At 56.5% G+C, this 14,613-nt stretch carries 15 protein-coding genes; 3 read left to right on the top strand and 12 right to left on the bottom strand.

Features of this window, described 5'->3' with window-relative positions:
* Nucleotides 1-4: 4 nt before the first annotated feature.
* Nucleotides 5-1,090: a patatin-like phospholipase family protein gene (locus Q0915_RS15790; protein ID WP_299475332.1), complete on the bottom strand. Its 1,086-nt coding sequence runs from the start codon at nucleotides 1,088-1,090 to the stop codon at nucleotides 5-7.
* Between the two features lie 303 nt (nucleotides 1,091-1,393).
* On the opposite strand from Q0915_RS15790, the gene Q0915_RS15785 reads away from it, so the two are divergent.
* Nucleotides 1,394-2,437 carry a M20/M25/M40 family metallo-hydrolase gene (locus Q0915_RS15785; protein WP_299475329.1) on the top strand — a complete coding sequence of 348 codons (1,044 nt, stop codon included), beginning with the start codon at nucleotides 1,394-1,396 and terminating at the stop codon, nucleotides 2,435-2,437.
* A 144-nt stretch (nucleotides 2,438-2,581) separates the two neighbouring features.
* Here the strand turns inward: Q0915_RS15785 and Q0915_RS15780 are convergent, their stop codons facing one another.
* The 6 genes from Q0915_RS15780 to Q0915_RS15755 all read right to left on the bottom strand — a co-directional run bounded on the left by Q0915_RS15780 (nucleotide 2,582) and on the right by Q0915_RS15755 (nucleotide 7,414).
* Nucleotides 2,582-2,893: an NIPSNAP family protein gene (locus Q0915_RS15780; RefSeq protein ID WP_299475326.1), complete on the bottom strand. Its 312-nt coding sequence runs from the start codon at nucleotides 2,891-2,893 to the stop codon at nucleotides 2,582-2,584.
* 183 nt (nucleotides 2,894-3,076) lie between these two features.
* Nucleotides 3,077-3,691 carry a hypothetical protein gene (locus tag Q0915_RS15775; RefSeq protein ID WP_299475323.1) on the bottom strand — a complete coding sequence of 205 codons (615 nt, stop codon included), beginning with the start codon at nucleotides 3,689-3,691 and terminating at the stop codon, nucleotides 3,077-3,079.
* Between the two features lie 111 nt (nucleotides 3,692-3,802).
* Nucleotides 3,803-4,471, bottom strand: a complete 669-nt coding sequence (locus tag Q0915_RS15770; RefSeq protein ID WP_299475320.1) for an alpha/beta fold hydrolase — start codon at nucleotides 4,469-4,471, stop codon at nucleotides 3,803-3,805.
* A gap of 4 nt (nucleotides 4,472-4,475) precedes the next feature.
* Nucleotides 4,476-5,741, bottom strand: coding sequence for a TCR/Tet family MFS transporter (locus Q0915_RS15765; protein ID WP_299475317.1), 1,266 nt, complete (start codon nucleotides 5,739-5,741; stop codon nucleotides 4,476-4,478).
* 99 nt (nucleotides 5,742-5,840) lie between these two features.
* Nucleotides 5,841-7,148, bottom strand: coding sequence for a tetratricopeptide repeat protein (locus tag Q0915_RS15760; protein ID WP_299475314.1), 1,308 nt, complete (start codon nucleotides 7,146-7,148; stop codon nucleotides 5,841-5,843).
* 65 nt (nucleotides 7,149-7,213) lie between these two features.
* Nucleotides 7,214-7,414 (bottom strand): cold shock domain-containing protein, encoded by a 201-nt coding sequence (locus tag Q0915_RS15755; RefSeq protein ID WP_299475311.1) that lies wholly within the window; start codon nucleotides 7,412-7,414, stop codon nucleotides 7,214-7,216.
* Between the two features lie 501 nt (nucleotides 7,415-7,915).
* On the opposite strand from Q0915_RS15755, the gene Q0915_RS15750 reads away from it, so the two are divergent.
* A complete protein-coding gene (locus tag Q0915_RS15750; RefSeq protein WP_299475307.1) occupies nucleotides 7,916-8,308 on the top strand; it encodes a DUF5071 domain-containing protein in 393 nt (130 codons plus the stop codon).
* Between the two features lie 110 nt (nucleotides 8,309-8,418).
* Here the strand turns inward: Q0915_RS15750 and Q0915_RS15745 are convergent, their stop codons facing one another.
* From Q0915_RS15745 to Q0915_RS15725, 5 genes are all read right to left on the bottom strand, one after another.
* Complete coding sequence (locus Q0915_RS15745) at nucleotides 8,419-8,877, bottom strand: YtoQ family protein (protein ID WP_299475304.1); 459 nt, start codon at nucleotides 8,875-8,877, stop codon at nucleotides 8,419-8,421.
* Between the two features lie 131 nt (nucleotides 8,878-9,008).
* Complete coding sequence (locus Q0915_RS15740; protein WP_299475301.1) at nucleotides 9,009-10,814, bottom strand: adenylate/guanylate cyclase domain-containing protein; 1,806 nt, start codon at nucleotides 10,812-10,814, stop codon at nucleotides 9,009-9,011.
* A gap of 41 nt (nucleotides 10,815-10,855) precedes the next feature.
* On the bottom strand, nucleotides 10,856-11,713 hold the full coding sequence (locus Q0915_RS15735) for an SDR family oxidoreductase (protein ID WP_299475297.1): 858 nt from the start codon (nucleotides 11,711-11,713) through the stop codon (nucleotides 10,856-10,858).
* Nucleotide 11,714: 1 nt separating this feature from the next.
* Complete coding sequence (locus Q0915_RS15730; RefSeq protein WP_299475294.1) at nucleotides 11,715-12,554, bottom strand: RNA methyltransferase; 840 nt, start codon at nucleotides 12,552-12,554, stop codon at nucleotides 11,715-11,717.
* 69 nt (nucleotides 12,555-12,623) lie between these two features.
* Entirely contained in the window at nucleotides 12,624-13,250 is a 627-nt protein-coding gene (locus Q0915_RS15725; RefSeq protein WP_299475292.1) for a TetR/AcrR family transcriptional regulator, read from the bottom strand.
* Nucleotides 13,251-13,465: 215 nt separating this feature from the next.
* Here Q0915_RS15725 and Q0915_RS15720 point away from each other — a divergent pair, with 215 nt between their 5' ends.
* Nucleotides 13,466-14,611 (top strand): efflux RND transporter periplasmic adaptor subunit, encoded by a 1,146-nt coding sequence (locus Q0915_RS15720; RefSeq protein WP_299475290.1) that lies wholly within the window; start codon nucleotides 13,466-13,468, stop codon nucleotides 14,609-14,611.
* The last annotated feature ends 2 nt before the right edge of the window (nucleotides 14,612-14,613 follow it).

Below are 14,613 nucleotides of genomic sequence, written 5' to 3'. Positions count from 1 at the left end.
ACACTTAGGCAGCATGCACCAGATCGGACGAAGATGCATCTGTTTCCGTTGTTTCAAGCTCCGCTTTCAACAGATCGGCGAGCTCGTCGAGCAACACCGTGTTGTCGCGAATGACACGGTCGGCCGCACCATTGAGCAAGATGATGTTTCCCGGACGTGCGTTGTCGAGGTCTTCCGCCTCCGGCTCAAGCACTGCGTTCAGCCGGTGATACGTGACTTTGGGCAACTCCCCGAAGAGATGCTGTGCCTGATAGGCTGCCGTCTGCGACTGCCCGTCGGAAAAAATTGACAGGATCGGCACGCCTTTGGAGGGTTGCATCCATCCCAGCGCGCCCCAGCCGATGGCATCCTGATAAGAAAAGGGGCGTTCCGGCGCACGGCCTGTTCCGAGCGAAAGAATAACGATTTCGTCCTGGTCCCAGCCGAGCTTGCGGCATTCCAGGTAAGCGGCGATTGCCGGATCGTTCATGAAGACACCGCCATCGACCAGGGCTTCTTCCCGCTTCCGGGTAAGGTTTTCAATGCGGGCCGGCTCGAAATAGGACGGGGCAGCCGTCGTTGCACGCACCGCCTGCCAGAAGTAATAGTCGTCAGGCCGGCTTCCGTTTTCTTCCAGACCATTGGTCATGAAGACGGCCTTGCGTTGTTCAATATCGTACGCCGTCAGAACCAGTTTCGTCAGCGCGCTCGCCATCGACGTCCAACCGAAACGCTCCTTCAGCAGCTTTTCCAGCGGCCGGGCGTCATAGGTCTCATCAAACAGTCCAAGGGGATTTGTGACCGCACGCGAAAGCCGCGCGGTGATGGAGCTCTTGAAGATATCCCGCGACTCGCGCTCGTAAAACTCGCGAAGCTCCGCAATGGTCGCTGCCGCTTCACCGGCCGTGCCACCCGGGCGCGGAGCGCTCAGCCCCGCTGCAATCAGGCCCCCGGTGGACGTTCCAGCCATCAGGTCGAATACCTGGTGCAGAGGTTTGTTCACACCGCGCTGGGCGAGACGGCTCTCCAGTGTTTCAAGGACACGCAAAGGGATAAGGCCGCGGACGCCGCCGCCGTCAATTGATAAAATAAATCGCTTTTTCTGGGTCATCGTAAATCCCCGGGAGTGGTCAAATTTGAAGGGGCAGCGCCTGTTCGCAAACCTGCATCATACGCTTATGTGATCTGTTGTTAAATGTTCGCGACCAATTAAGACACTGCAATGGCAATTTTTTAAAGATAGTCCGGTTTCATCGAATTTGGAGAGCAACCGGTTAATGGAATTGATGGAATTCTGTCGAATTCGGTGCTTTTGGACAATCTCAACCTGTAATACCTGAATGCCACCCTTTATCCTGAGGTTGATTTCGGCATAGGATCGCAACCGACTGCCAACACCCCAACAGGATGTTCCATGAATATCGAACTACTCCGCCGCCTTTGTGAAACGCCGGGCGTACCAGGCCACGAACATCGCGTTCGCGAGCTCATTCAGGACGAAATCAAGGGTCTTTTCGACGAGGTCACGGTGGACCCGATGGGATCGCTTCTGTGCCGGCGAAACAGCCGCAAGGCGCCCAAGAAGAGCGAGCCGAAAAAGGTGATGCTGCTCTGTCACATGGACGAGATCGGCTTTCTGGTTTCGCACGTTACCGACAAGGGATTTCTGCACGTCCAGCCCGTTGGCGGCTTCGACGCCCGGAACCTGTTCTCGCGGCGGGTCCTGGTCTCGACCGACGACGGCGACTTCAAGGGCGTCATGAACCCGGGGGGCAAGCCGATCCACATTTCATCGCCCGAAGAACGCAAGAAAATTCCCGAACCCAAGGACTTCGTGATCGACATCGGTCTTGGTGGCAAGGCCAAGGAGGTCGTCAGGGTCGGTGACATGGTGACTATGGACGAACCGCTGATCGAAATCGGCGACAAGGTCGTCTCCAAGGCGCTGGACAATCGCATTGCCTGCTGGCTCGGCGTCGAGGCGATCAAGGGGCTCGGAAAGTCCAGGCACGAATGTGAGATCCACGTGGCCTTTACCTGCCAGGAGGAAGTCGGTTTGCGCGGCGCACGGACCTCTTCCTTTGCCGTCAAACCTGACATCGGTCTGGGCATCGACACGACGCTTTCCTGTGACACGCCCGGTGTTCCCGAGCAGGACAGGACGACGGTACAGGGGGCCGGTTTCGGTCTTCACGTCAAGGACTCCAGCTTTATTGCAGACCGGGACCTGGTAAAGGAATTCGAGGCACTTGCGACGAAGGAAAAGATACCGTTCCAGCGCACTATGCTCGCAGCAGGTGGCCAGGACGGTGCCGCCGCACAGCAGGCGGCGGCAGGGGCCAAAGCCGTTGGGATCGTCGTCGGCACGCGCTACATTCACACGGTGACCGAGATGATCCACAAATCGGATCTTCAGGCGGCGCTCGATGTGCTTGTGGCTTACCTCAAAAAAGCTTGAGGTGCGGCAAGATTGCCGATTTTCAATGGTGCTGCACGAAAGCCGCAGCATCCTTGCCATCATGGTCCCGGACATCAACCGAAAGTCACAGGTTCATCGGGGGTGGAAATTCCCCGACGAACCCTGCCTTTTGGTTCCGTTCGGTCAGTCCTGACGCTCGACGGGGCGCAGGAAGAGGCGGTCGTATCTGCGGATGCAATCCATCGTTTCCGCGAACCTGAAGGCCTTCTGACAGTCTTCGTCCTCCATGCTCTTCGCACGATAGACTTCATAGTCGGCCAGCGATGGAAACGAGAACAGGCAGACGGCGAGATCGTTCGGGCTTTCATGGGGCAGGTAATAGCCGTGATGCGTGCCACCGAATTTTTCGACAAGTGGTATCCACATCCGGGCGTATTCTTCAAACTCGGCAATCCTGGCCGGGTTGATCTCGTACTTGATGTAACAGGTAATCAACGGCTTTCTCCTTGTGACCCGGCGCGTTCATGCGCAAGCTGAGATCTGAAAAATACGCTTGCCATGCGCAGGTCAACAAAAAGACGTTCCAAAAAGAAAAACCCCGCCAGGAAGACGGGGTTGTTTGTCATTTGTAGCAGTGTATCGCTCTGCCGCGAGAATCCGCGTTGGCGGTTATCTAGGTTAAGCCACCAGGCCTGCGAGATTGGAAACCTGCTCACCCGTTCCGGCATAAAGTTCGCTGACGGAGGCACTCAGGTAGCTGAAGGAGCCGTCGTCGAATTCACCCTCGATGGCAGCCGCGCTTGCTGAGCGGACCGAAAGGCCGGTTTCGCTGTTATAGGAAACCCGTTCGTAGGAAACGAATTGCGCCGAGACCGTCTCGCCGCCGATTTCCGCCTCGATGGTGGTCGTGGATATGGAGGCGCTTTCGTATGCCACGGAAGCCGACACACCCTGGTCTTCTTCGCCCAGAGCCGCCTTCAGTTTACCTGCTGTCTTCTGGTAGTCCTCGACGGTCGCGAGAGCTTTGTCCTTGCTCTCGTCGTCATCGTCGCCCTTACCCTTGTCGATGGCCTGCTGAAGCGTGGCGATCACCACGGCGTCTTCTTCAGCTTTTTTGCTCGCTGCTTCAAGAACGGAAACTGCGGGGGCTTTTTCCTGGCCGTTGCGCTGGCCGATGTCATGCCCGTATGCGTATCCTTTCGGGCCTTGCTTGGATCCTTCTGGACCGCCACTTGAAAAGGACGCAGAAAACAGGCTTGCACTCTGGGTTGTCGTTTCGACACTGATCTGCATGTGCTTGATCCCGATTTCACCGGTCCATTCTGGTCCGGCACAAGTCCTTTCAGCATCGTTCAATCGGGTTAACAGCCCATTAACCAAACGTACGGAATGACGCTGAAATCGCTATTTTTCGCCGGAAAACACCGTTTGGAGAAAGCGTCCACCGAGGGAGACGCCTCGATCGTCAATTGAGTGCGCCAACCCGTCGAGTTCATGGAAAGTGGATTGAACGCCGGCAGCATCCAGCGCGACTTGCGCCGCCTGGCCGTGGTAGCTGGGAACGAGGTCGTCGTTCGCGCCGTGTACGATCAGAACCGGGCTCTCCCGGTTGATCTGTCCAAGTCTGTCCGCGCCCGGGAGCAGCCCGGAATACGCAAGGATACCGGCCGGCGGTGTTTTCCGTCTGAGCCCAGCCTGAAGCGCCATCATCGCGCCCTGGCTAAACCCGAAAATCGCCAGCGAGCGGTCATCCAGCGACAGTTTTTCCAACTCCTCGTCAAGAAATCGGTCGAGCACTGGCTGCGCGGCTTCGGCGCCGAACCGGTATTCGGCGGGTGTTCGCTCGTCAAGGGCGAACCATTGGCGACCGCCAAAGCCGTCGAACGGGAGGGGTTCCGGCGCATCCGGTGCGACGAACGCCACCCCTGGGAGCAAGGCCTGCCAGAAGCGTCCGAGGTCAATCAGATCCGACCCGTCGGCGCCATAGCCGTGCAAAAGGACCACCAGTTGCTGGATGTTCTCACCCGGCGCAGGCAACAGTCTTGGTCCGTCAAGACCCGATTGAGATGTCATTGTGTCACTCCGCGGGCTTTTTTCGCTCAACCTGGTCGGATCCTGAAGTGCGATCGTCTTTCAGTTTCATGAAAGGCAGTGCGATCAGCATGGACGCGAGAATGAGGAGCCATGCTAGGGCAAACGGTGCACCTGGAAACGAGATTGTCGCCCCGGGACCCGAAAAGTGGGCGAATATCTGCGTCATCACGAACGGGCTGATCACCAGTGACAGACCGGCGGCGCTTGAAATGAGACCCTGCAATTCACCCTGGGCATTGTCCGGCATGCGATTGGACATCAGCCCGGTAAAGGCGGGCGTCGCCATCGCGCCAAAGGAGGCGAAGACGATCATCGCGTAGGCCATCGCCCCCGAATTCGCGAATGCAAGCCCTGCAAAGGCAACAAGGTTAGCGCTGAGGCCTATCAGAAGAGTTCGTCCTGGGCCGAGTTTGGGTTCGAGCACCCTGATAAGATACCCTTGCACGAACGCAAAACCGACCCCGACAAAGGCGAGGGAGAGGCCGATATCGGCAGGTGTCCAGGCGAAGACTTCCTCCGCGTAAAAGCTCCAGACAGCCGGATAAACGTAGTGTGCGATGTCGAACAGGAAGACCGCCAGAAGAAGCGTGCGCACAGCCGGGTACTTTGCAATCTGCTTGAGCGCCCCGAGCGGATTGGCACGTTTCCAGTCAAAAGCGCGCCTGTTTTCCGGCTTCAGCGTTTCCGGCAGCATGAAATAGCCGAACAGGAAGTTTATGAAGGAAAGCGCCGCGGCGGCAAAGAACGGAGCCCGCGGTCCATATTCGCCCAAATAACCACCGATCATCGGACCCAGTACGAAGCCGACCCCGAAACCGGCGCCGACGAGGCCGAAATTCTTGGCTCTGTCTTCTTTGGACGATACGTCTGCAATGTATGCGGAGGCTGCCGAGAAGGTGGCACCGGCGACACCGGAGAGCGTCCTGCCGATAAACAGAATGGCAAGGTGCCAGGACAGGGCCATGACAAGATAATCAATCGCCATCGAGAACATGGAGACCAGGAGAACAGGTCTGCGGCCAAACCGGTCCGACAGGTTTCCAAGCGTTGGTCCGAAAACGAATTGCATCAGCGCATAGACAACGCTGAGTGCGCCGCCCCACCGCGCGGCCTCGCTGACGGGCAATTGCGTCAGTTCAGTCAAAAGGGATGGCATCACCGGCATCATCAGTCCGATCCCCATCGAATTGATGATCAGGGTGACGAGGATGAAGCCGAGCGCACCGCGTTTTGTCTCTCCGGACGGCAATTACGTTTCCTGCTGATTGACGTGACTGTAGGTCGTTTTTGACTGGAAGCCGGCTGCGAATTATCCGAAAGCCATGCCAGTCTGGCTACAGATGAGATTTCAGGTTTCCTCAGGCAATTGAATCTGGAAAATCAGGCCGTTGACGTCCTTTCCCAGTTCCTTGCGCAGCACTTCTTCGCGATCCTGCTTGTAAACAAGAGAGGCTTCTTCCGCGCACCGGCGAATATAGTCTGGCGTATGTGCATAGCGGCCTGAACTGTCGACCCGGAAGTCGGTCCCGGTGACACCGACAAGATGTTCGACACTTGCCACCAGAATACCACCGGGTTTCAACGCATTGGCGAGGGCGTGCATGAAGGGCTTGAGATTGCCGATGTAGCACAGCGTGTCGACGCAGACGGCGAGATCGAACTTTGTGGGAAGATCGGAATTCAGGAAGGAAACCAGTTCTCCTTCGACCAGGAAGTCGTAGACTTTCAGTTCTGCAGCCTTTCGCATCATGCCTTGCGACAGGTCGACACCGGTCAGCCGTGTGCAATGGTCATCGATGAGAGGGCCGCACAGGCCGGTGCCGCAACCAAGGTCGGCAACATCCTGAAACGGCGCACCTCTTTCAACGGCCAGAGCAACCACATCTTCGGCGACCAGTTCCGGAGCGCGGTAGCCCAGATTTTCCAGCACGGTGTCAAAAGAATCCGAGAACTTGTCAAAATGGGACTTTACGTAGTTTTCAGGTGCCTGCTCCAGATCGTCGCCTCTGACGGCGGCAAGGTGATAATGGGCGGCCTCGTTGTCCGGCTCTGCCTCGACAATCCTTTCAAAGTGTTCTTGCGAAAGGTCGGTCTTCCCGAGCGCACTCAAAATGCGTGCACGCCAGAGGGCTGTGGGTGACTTCGGATCATCGAAACGAAGCGACTTGTCGATTGCTTCGGCGGCTTCCTCTTCAGAACCGGTAAACATCAGTGCAAGGCCATACGTGTTCCAGGCGCTGGGGTTCTCCGGGTCCAGACGGACGATCTCGGACATGATGGTGAGGATTTCATGGTAGTCGCCGGAGCTGCGCAGCAACAGATTTATGTTTTTCCAGGCATCCTCATGTCGCGAGTCATATTCAACGGCGCGCACATAGGCTGCAAATGCCTTTCTGGGCTCGCCGATCAGCTTGAGGATGTTGCCGAGATTGTTCAGGGCAGACGTGTTTCGCTCGTTGAGTTCCAGTGACCTCTGGATCAGGTCAATCGCGCTGTCGGATTGACCGGCATCGAAATGCAAAAGGCCGAGAAAATGCAATCCGTCCGGGTGTTTCGGATCATTGTTCAATATCTCAAGATAAATGTCCTGGGCTGTCTCCAGATCGCCCTTTCGATGTGCTGCAATACCTTCCTGCAGCCTTTCGTCAATACTCATGTTTCCCCCAATAAAAAAGGGCGGTCGAGCCGCCCTTGCTTCCGGAAAGACCTTAAAGGATTACCTTACAGGACTTTCAGGTCTTCAGCCACCATCTCACCGCGGCGCCACTCCAGATCGAAAGCCACGAGCTGGCCTTCCTTCAAAGTGTCGATGCCGGACCGGTGCAGGGCCGAGATATGGACGAGAATGTCCTCGCCGTCTTCGGGTTGGATCGTGCCGACACCGCGGCCCTGATCAAACCATTTTACGTTTCCATGTTGCATGGAGCTTGCTTTCCAATTCTACGCCTCAAGACATACAATCGCCTTTCCTAATCTGGCATTTCGACGTCTTGATGACAGTGTTTATGATAACTCTAAAGTACTCCGCAATTTTGCCTCGAGAATAAACATGCGTTTGCGCAGCTATTGCTTGCTGCTGCAGTTTTATGCGCAGTTCGATTTACGAAGGTATCAGCTTTCCCGTCTAAGCAATGCGGGAAATCTTAGTGTCACTTAGTATGGTAATGAATTTGTTAATTTCAAGGTAAGACCTAAAGCGGGTGGTGCGCGGCGGTTCGCAGACCATCCGACAAACCCGTTTCCTGGTGGTAGGAAAAGCAGTGTTAATTTTGGTAAGTCGCAGAAACAGACCGCCGATAGGCAACATTAGCGATCCAGTTGCCCGCGCTGACTTGGCAAATTGGTCGTCAGAGGGATTAGCGCAAAAAATGTGCTAAGGCCTCTGGCAAGCACGCTAAAGTCTGATCTGGTTTGGGAATAAAAATGACAGATATTTTGTTGGAACAAATAGCCGGATTGGATTGGAACGAACCTAAGGAAGTACAGATCGCAGCAAAGGAATATGTTCGACTGAACATTGGCGACGACCTTTCACCTTTGATGTTGCGAAATCTAGAGAAATCTCAATGGGGAAATGCAGCCGAAGTGCTTAAGGATGTTGAGTGTTCCAAGTTAGCTCAGTTTACGCCCGACCTGTTGTGTTGGCTGAAAGACATGAATTGGCCGGGCGCCAGTGAAGTGTTGGCTATTTTGCAGAAGTTTCAGAAACAGGAGCTGATGTATGCCCTGGGTGTTGCGATCTCAAAAGCGCGCGATGACTCTGATGAAGATTGGTTGGAAATGCTTTTCCTGTTACGAGAGCAGCTCACCGATTAAAACACAAAATCGCGCGACGTCGTCGTCTCCAGCACGCTGTCGATCAAGCCCTGTATGAACGAAAAGTCTTGCAAAGCCTCAGTTCGATCGGGTCGCCAGTTGTAACCAAACTACCTGTCCAATTGACCGAGAATGACATATTTCAGGATCTCAGCGACCTGTTCCGATGTTTCGGCCACGGCAAGCGCCGCACCGTCGACCTCTTTCAGGGGGTGTGTCAGCGAGGGGTCGTGAACGACGATGAGCGATTTGCCGAGCGCAGCCGCATAACCTGCATCGAACGCTGCGTTCCATTGCTTGTACTGGTCGCCGAAACGGACAACCACGATGTCAGCCTTTTCGATCAGCGTTCGCGTGCGGATCGCATTGACCTTGGCGCCCTTGTGGTCGTACCAGAATTTCTTGTCTTCGCCGCCGAGAATGACCGCACCGCAATCATCGCTTGCCGAATGGTCTGTAACGGGCGCTGAAAATTCCACCGGCAGGTCCAGTGCCTGCACTCCGTTGATAATTCTTTCCCGCCAATCCGTATGGATCTCTCCCGACAGGTAAACGCGCCAGTTGCTCATGGTGTCCATTCCTCAATCGTGATCAGCAAGCGCCAGCCTGCCCTGCGCCGAAGCTGGGACGTCGGTGCGCCTGCGTCAAGCCCGAAACCCGTGGCAGAGGTCCGTTCGTCATGCTTTGATGCCAGGACACTCTATTTCGTGTTCAAGTGCCAGACGCCGTCCCAGTCAGCAGGTGCGCCCTGGCTTGAAATCAAATCGAGCCTGTTCAAAAAGACGGCAGCAATCTGATCGCCCGGATTGGACACAAGGATAGCTTCAAAAGCCTGACGGGCATCCGCCCAACGGGCCTGTGAAAAGGCGCTCAGGGCGTCTTCGGATCGCTCCTGCAGCTCTTTCAAGTCCTGCGGCATTTCCTGGCTCGAACCAAGCGGCGTATAGACGTTTGTCGGTTCCGACTTGCCTTTGACCTGGATCTTGTCGACAGGACGGAATTCAATGCCTGAGGTGGTATCCCGGGTTCGCTGGCACACCAGGATCTGGGTGCCGTACACCTTGTTCGCCCCTTCCAGGCGCGCTGCAAGGTTCACCGTATCGCCCATGATCGTGTAGTTCTTGGTTTTTTCCGAGCCGATGGAGCCGATCACGGCCTCGCCGGTGGCAATGCCTATGCGCTGGCGCAGAAAGGGCAGGTTCTTTTGGAGGCCTGTCAGGTCGGGCAGCTCCTGTTGAAACAGCTCCATGAGCCGGATATTGGCGAGGGCACTTTCAACCGCAAGCGTGGCCTGGTCATCGTCTTCGCTGAAGGGCTGGGCCCAATACGCCATGATGGCATCGCCGATATATTTGTCGATCACCCCCTGGCGGTCGGTGATCTGCGAAGACATCAGGTCGAGATAGCGGTTGAGCACGCGCACAAGACCGCCGGGCGTGAATTGCTCCGATATGGTCGTGAAGTCGGCAAGGTCCGAGAAATAGGCCGAGACCACCTTTTTCGTGCCGGCGGTCGCATGCGATTGATCGGCGATGAGGCCGGAAACCACGCGCGGATCTAGATACTGGCCAAACGTGTCCTTGATTTTCTGGGTCGACCTGAGGCCGTCGACCATCGTGTTGAAGCTGTTGGTCAGGGAGCCGATTTCATCGCGCGAACGGGGTGTCAGACGCACCTCGAAATCGCCTTCTTCGACACGCTTGGCACCGCTGGAAAGCGCCCGCATTGGTTTCAGCAGCCCCGAGATGACAAATGACGAGAGTAGCAGTGCAAGCAGCCCGGCGCAGGCAGTTGCAGCGATGCTCGCATAGAGCGCTTGTTGTTCATGCAGTGCGGCGGTCGCAACAGACTGGTCCGTGAAGTCGCTGACATGTTCACGCAACGCGTTGAGGCGTTCCGTCAGTTTCTGCCCTTCGCTCTCCAGCTGTTCTTCCAGGTCTTCCCGCGTCGCAGGAGGCAGGTCCGCGGCCTTTACGAGATTGAGCGCATGACTGTGAAAGTTGCTGTGCTGGGTCTCTATGGCGATCAACGTCGGATAGAGTGCGGCGAGCTCCAGTTTGTCATCGAGAGAAGTTGCCTCGTCCTGCGCTGACCTGACCCGCCGTTCCGCAGACCTTAGAAGCGTTTCGACGTTATTCGCGTGCGTTTCAAACAGAGCCAGTCCCGTCTCGAGCCGTTCTTCGAGATGCACTATACGTGCCTGAAGGTCAGGGCGCTGCGCGACCGCACTGTCGATGTCGGTTTCTGTCAATCCGGCACTGAGTGCCTCGAGCCGGTCGGCGCGCAATTCGGCTTCGAGCTTCTCAACCCGCTCAAGCTCCAGTTCTTCCTGGAGCGCAATCACCTCGATCCGGGCAACTTCGTGGCGCAGCGGCGAATAGACCTGGGAGATCAGTTGGAGTTCATTGTTGATCTTGAAGATCTTGTAGATCGAAAACGTGGCCGCGCCCGCCATGATCAGAAAAACGATCAGCGAGACTCCGAAGATTTTCCAGGCAATACGCATTGCTATGAACCACCTAACGATCTTTCAGGAACGAGCGGCTGTCAGAGTGTAGCCAGCAGATCCTGCAATGCTATCCGGTAATTGGGATAGCGGAACTTGAACCCGAGCTCATCCTTGATCCGCTTGTTGGAAACACGTTTGTTTTCGCCATAAAACGACCGTGCCATTGGCGTCAGGTCAGCGCTTTCGAACGGTATTTCCGGAGGCGGCGCAACCCCGAGCAGTTCAGCGGCATGGGTGACGACATCCTGTGGCGGTGCGGGTTCATCATCGGTGACATTGAAAACCCGTGTCGACGGGTTGGTCATCGCCAGCTTAAGGGCACTTGCTATATCCGCAACATGGATGCGGTTGAACACCTGACCAGGTTTGACCAGTCGCCGCGCTTTGCCTTTTCTGAAGTTTTCAAACGTGTTCCGGCCAGGACCGTATATTCCGGACAGCCGGAAAATCTGGACCGGCAGGCCGGTGTCCGCAGCATACGAAAGCCAGGTGTCTTCCGCCGCAACACGTTGCACCGAGCGTTTGGAAACAGGTTTGCAGGCTGTGTCTTCATCGACCCACGCACCATCGTGATTGCCGTAAACGCCAACCGTCGAAAGATAGCCGATCCAGGAAGGCGTTCCGGCCGCGATATCTTCACCATGCCAAGTAAGCACGGGATCGCCGTCTTCGTTTGGTGCGATCGAGACCAGAACATGCGTTGCCGTCTTCAGCGCGTCTGCAACGCCCTCACCTTTGGACGTGCCGTCGAAGAGAAACGGTTCCACACCGGCCTCGCGGAGATGGTTCGCCTTTTCTTCAGAACGTGTTGTTCCACCGATCCAGTCAAACTGGTCGCGGACCTCTTCGATGAATGCCTTTGAAGAAAAACCGACACCAAAAACAAACAGACGCATCTTAGAGCTCCAGGTGCTTGCGGCGGATTTCGTAAAGTGCAACGCCGGTGGCAACGGCAAGATTGAGGCTGTCTGCCTGACCGACCTGCGGTATTCGGATCAGGGTCGCGCAGGCGTCCGCCATATCGTCTTCCAGCCCCTTTTGCTCGTTGCCCATGACCAACAGAACCGGTTCGGCGTATTCCGGCTTTCGATAGTCGACGGCCCCTTTCAGGTGCGTTGCTGCGACTGTACCGGGCCAGGCCTTCGCAAATGGTTTGAATTCGTCCTTCGTCATTTTGGCAAGTGGGACATGAAAAAGCGATCCCATGGTCGCCCGAACGGCTTCGACGGCAAAGGGATCTGTGCAGTCTCCAACCAGAATGACACCGCTCCCGCCGACGGCGTCGACGGTTCGCACGATTGTGCCGAGATTTCCCGGATCGCGGACGCGGTCGAGTGCGACCCAAATCCCGTCTGCCGCCGGGGTGATGTCTTTTGCGGTCAGAATATTCTGCTCATAGACACCGACGACCATCTGAGGATTGTCTTTCCGGGTCATCGCGGACATCACGGCGGTGGAAACTTCCAGGATCAGCGCGCCCCGTGCCTTTGCCGTGGCTGCTGCCTTTTGCGCGACCGGGTTTTCCCGGGCCTCCGGGCCGAGCGCCAGATATCTCACCTGCCAGCCTGCTTCGAGCGCATCGGTGGCCAGTTTCAATCCTTCTGCAACGAATAGGCCGGACTGGCTCCTGTGTTTACGTTGAGCGACCAGTCCCTTGATTTCCTTGACGATCGGATTGGAATGGCTGGTGATTTGTTTCACCGCGCCCTGACGTTTTTCTTTGCCTGTCTGGGACATGTCTCGCTCGGGAGCCGCATTGTGATCTGATTTTGTCACGGGCTGGATTAGGGGCAAGGAGGGAGCGGGTCAAGCCTTGGCTTGGCTGCCGGGTGGCAATAGGCGCTCTGTTGCGATCAGGATGGACTCATCAATATCGACCGGAAACGCGGTTACATCCAGCTTTCCGTCAATTGCAAGAAACGAAAGACCGTGCACCTGGGTCCAGAGCGGAAAGGCATTGCGAATGACGCTTTCGGTAATGTCCGCTTCGCCGGTGTAGCGCGCGACCTCACGCAGAAGAACCCCATAGGACCCGCGTCCGACCTCGCGGAGCTCTTCGATGCGCCCGGAATGTGCCCGGGTGCTGAACATCAATCGAAATGTGTGCGGTTCGCGGATCGCAAAATTCACGTAAGCCCGGCCGATCGCGGATATCGAGTCCACGGTGCCGCGCGTAAACTCTGAGGCGTTGTCTTCCATCTCGACGCCGAGCCGCTGCAGCCCGTCCTTGGCCACTTCCGTCAGGAGGTCCTGTTTCGAGGCAAAATGACGATAGGGAGCTGCGGTGCTGACACCTGCAAGGCGGCAGGCATCCGACATGGAAAACCCATCCGGGCCGTGTTCTTCGATCAGGCTTCTTGCCGCCGATATGAGCTGCCCGCGCAGGTCGCCATGGTGATAGGCACTCTTTTTTTGGACTTTGTTTCTGGCCATTTTCCGGAGTTTCTGAACTTTTTCGCAGCGAATCCCTTGTCTAAGTTAATTCTTCTAACATATGTTAGCAACTGTAACATAGTTAGAGCTGTTCACATTGATGGTTCGTTGTGCTGGTGAACGGTTGCCGTCAAACGGATGATGAGGGCAAGGCGATGTCGGAAAAGAGTGCAGCTTCTGAAACAAGGACGGCGAAGCGCGGGTTAGTGAAAAAAATGACCCGAGGACTGGTCAGTCTGACGACATTTTCTCTGAATGTCGGGCTTGCAGCCGCCGCAGTCATGATTGGGGTGACCACGATCCAGATGCATGCGGAGGAAAAGCCGGCTGTTGCCGCAGCACCTCTTGTCGAGGTTCGTTCCATCGCCCCTGAATATCAGGCCGGATACGATGTCACGCGCAGCTTTGTTGGACGAATTGAGCCGGCACGGCGCACCGATCTGGGTTTCGAATTGTCCGGGACCCTTCGTCAGATCGCCTTTGACGAAGGTGACACATTGCGCAAGGGCGATGTGATAGCCGTTCTGGACACGCGGGCACTTGAAGCTGAGAAGCGCCGTCAGATTGCGAACCGGCGCGCGACGGAGAGCGATCGCGAATTGGCCGCGCTGACGCTTGAGCGCCGTCAGAAACTGCGCGATGGCGGTCATGTCAGCGATCAGATTCTCGATGAGGCAAGGCTTGCGCTGACGCGTCTCGACGCAACGCTCGACCAGATCGATGCCGCCGTCGAGGCGATCGATATCAGTCTCGACAAGTCGGTCCTGACCGCTCCGTTTGCCGGAACGGTTGGCGAGCGTTTGCTCGATGAAGGAGCAACCGTTTCTCCCGGCGCGCCGGTCTTGCGCCTTCTGGAGACAGCCAAGCCAACGGTTCGTATTGGCCTGGCACCCGAGGTTGTCGACCGTTTGAAACGGCAGCAGGCTTACGAGATCCGTGTCGCAGGCAGTCTTTTCAAGGCGCGTCTTTCCGGCTTTCGCCCGGATCTGCAGACCAGCACCCGCACAATCGAAACGCTGTTTGAACTGCAAACGGCACGTGGGGCCCCGCAATTCGGGCGCCTTGCAGAACTCGGCCTGACGGAACGCATCGAAACGGAGGGCTTCTGGGTACCGACATCTGCGCTCAAGGAAGGACCTCGCGGTCTTTGGACGCTGCTGGCGATTGTCAAAACGGAAGCAGACGCAGAAGCAGGTAGCGGCGGATATGAAATCAGGCGCGAGGCAGTGGAAGTTCTCCACTCCGATGCGGACAGATCATTTGTGCGCGGTACGATTTCGGCCGGTACGCGGATCGTGGCAGAAGGCGTGCACCGTGTTGTTGTCGGCCAGAAAGTCAATCCGGTCGGTGAAGGAGCATAGAC

Origin of the sequence: uncultured Roseibium sp. (assembly GCF_947494555.1) — a bacterium.
Lineage (GTDB): Bacteria > Pseudomonadota > Alphaproteobacteria > Rhizobiales > Stappiaceae > Roseibium.
This window is presented reverse-complemented; position numbering and strand designations above follow the sequence as displayed.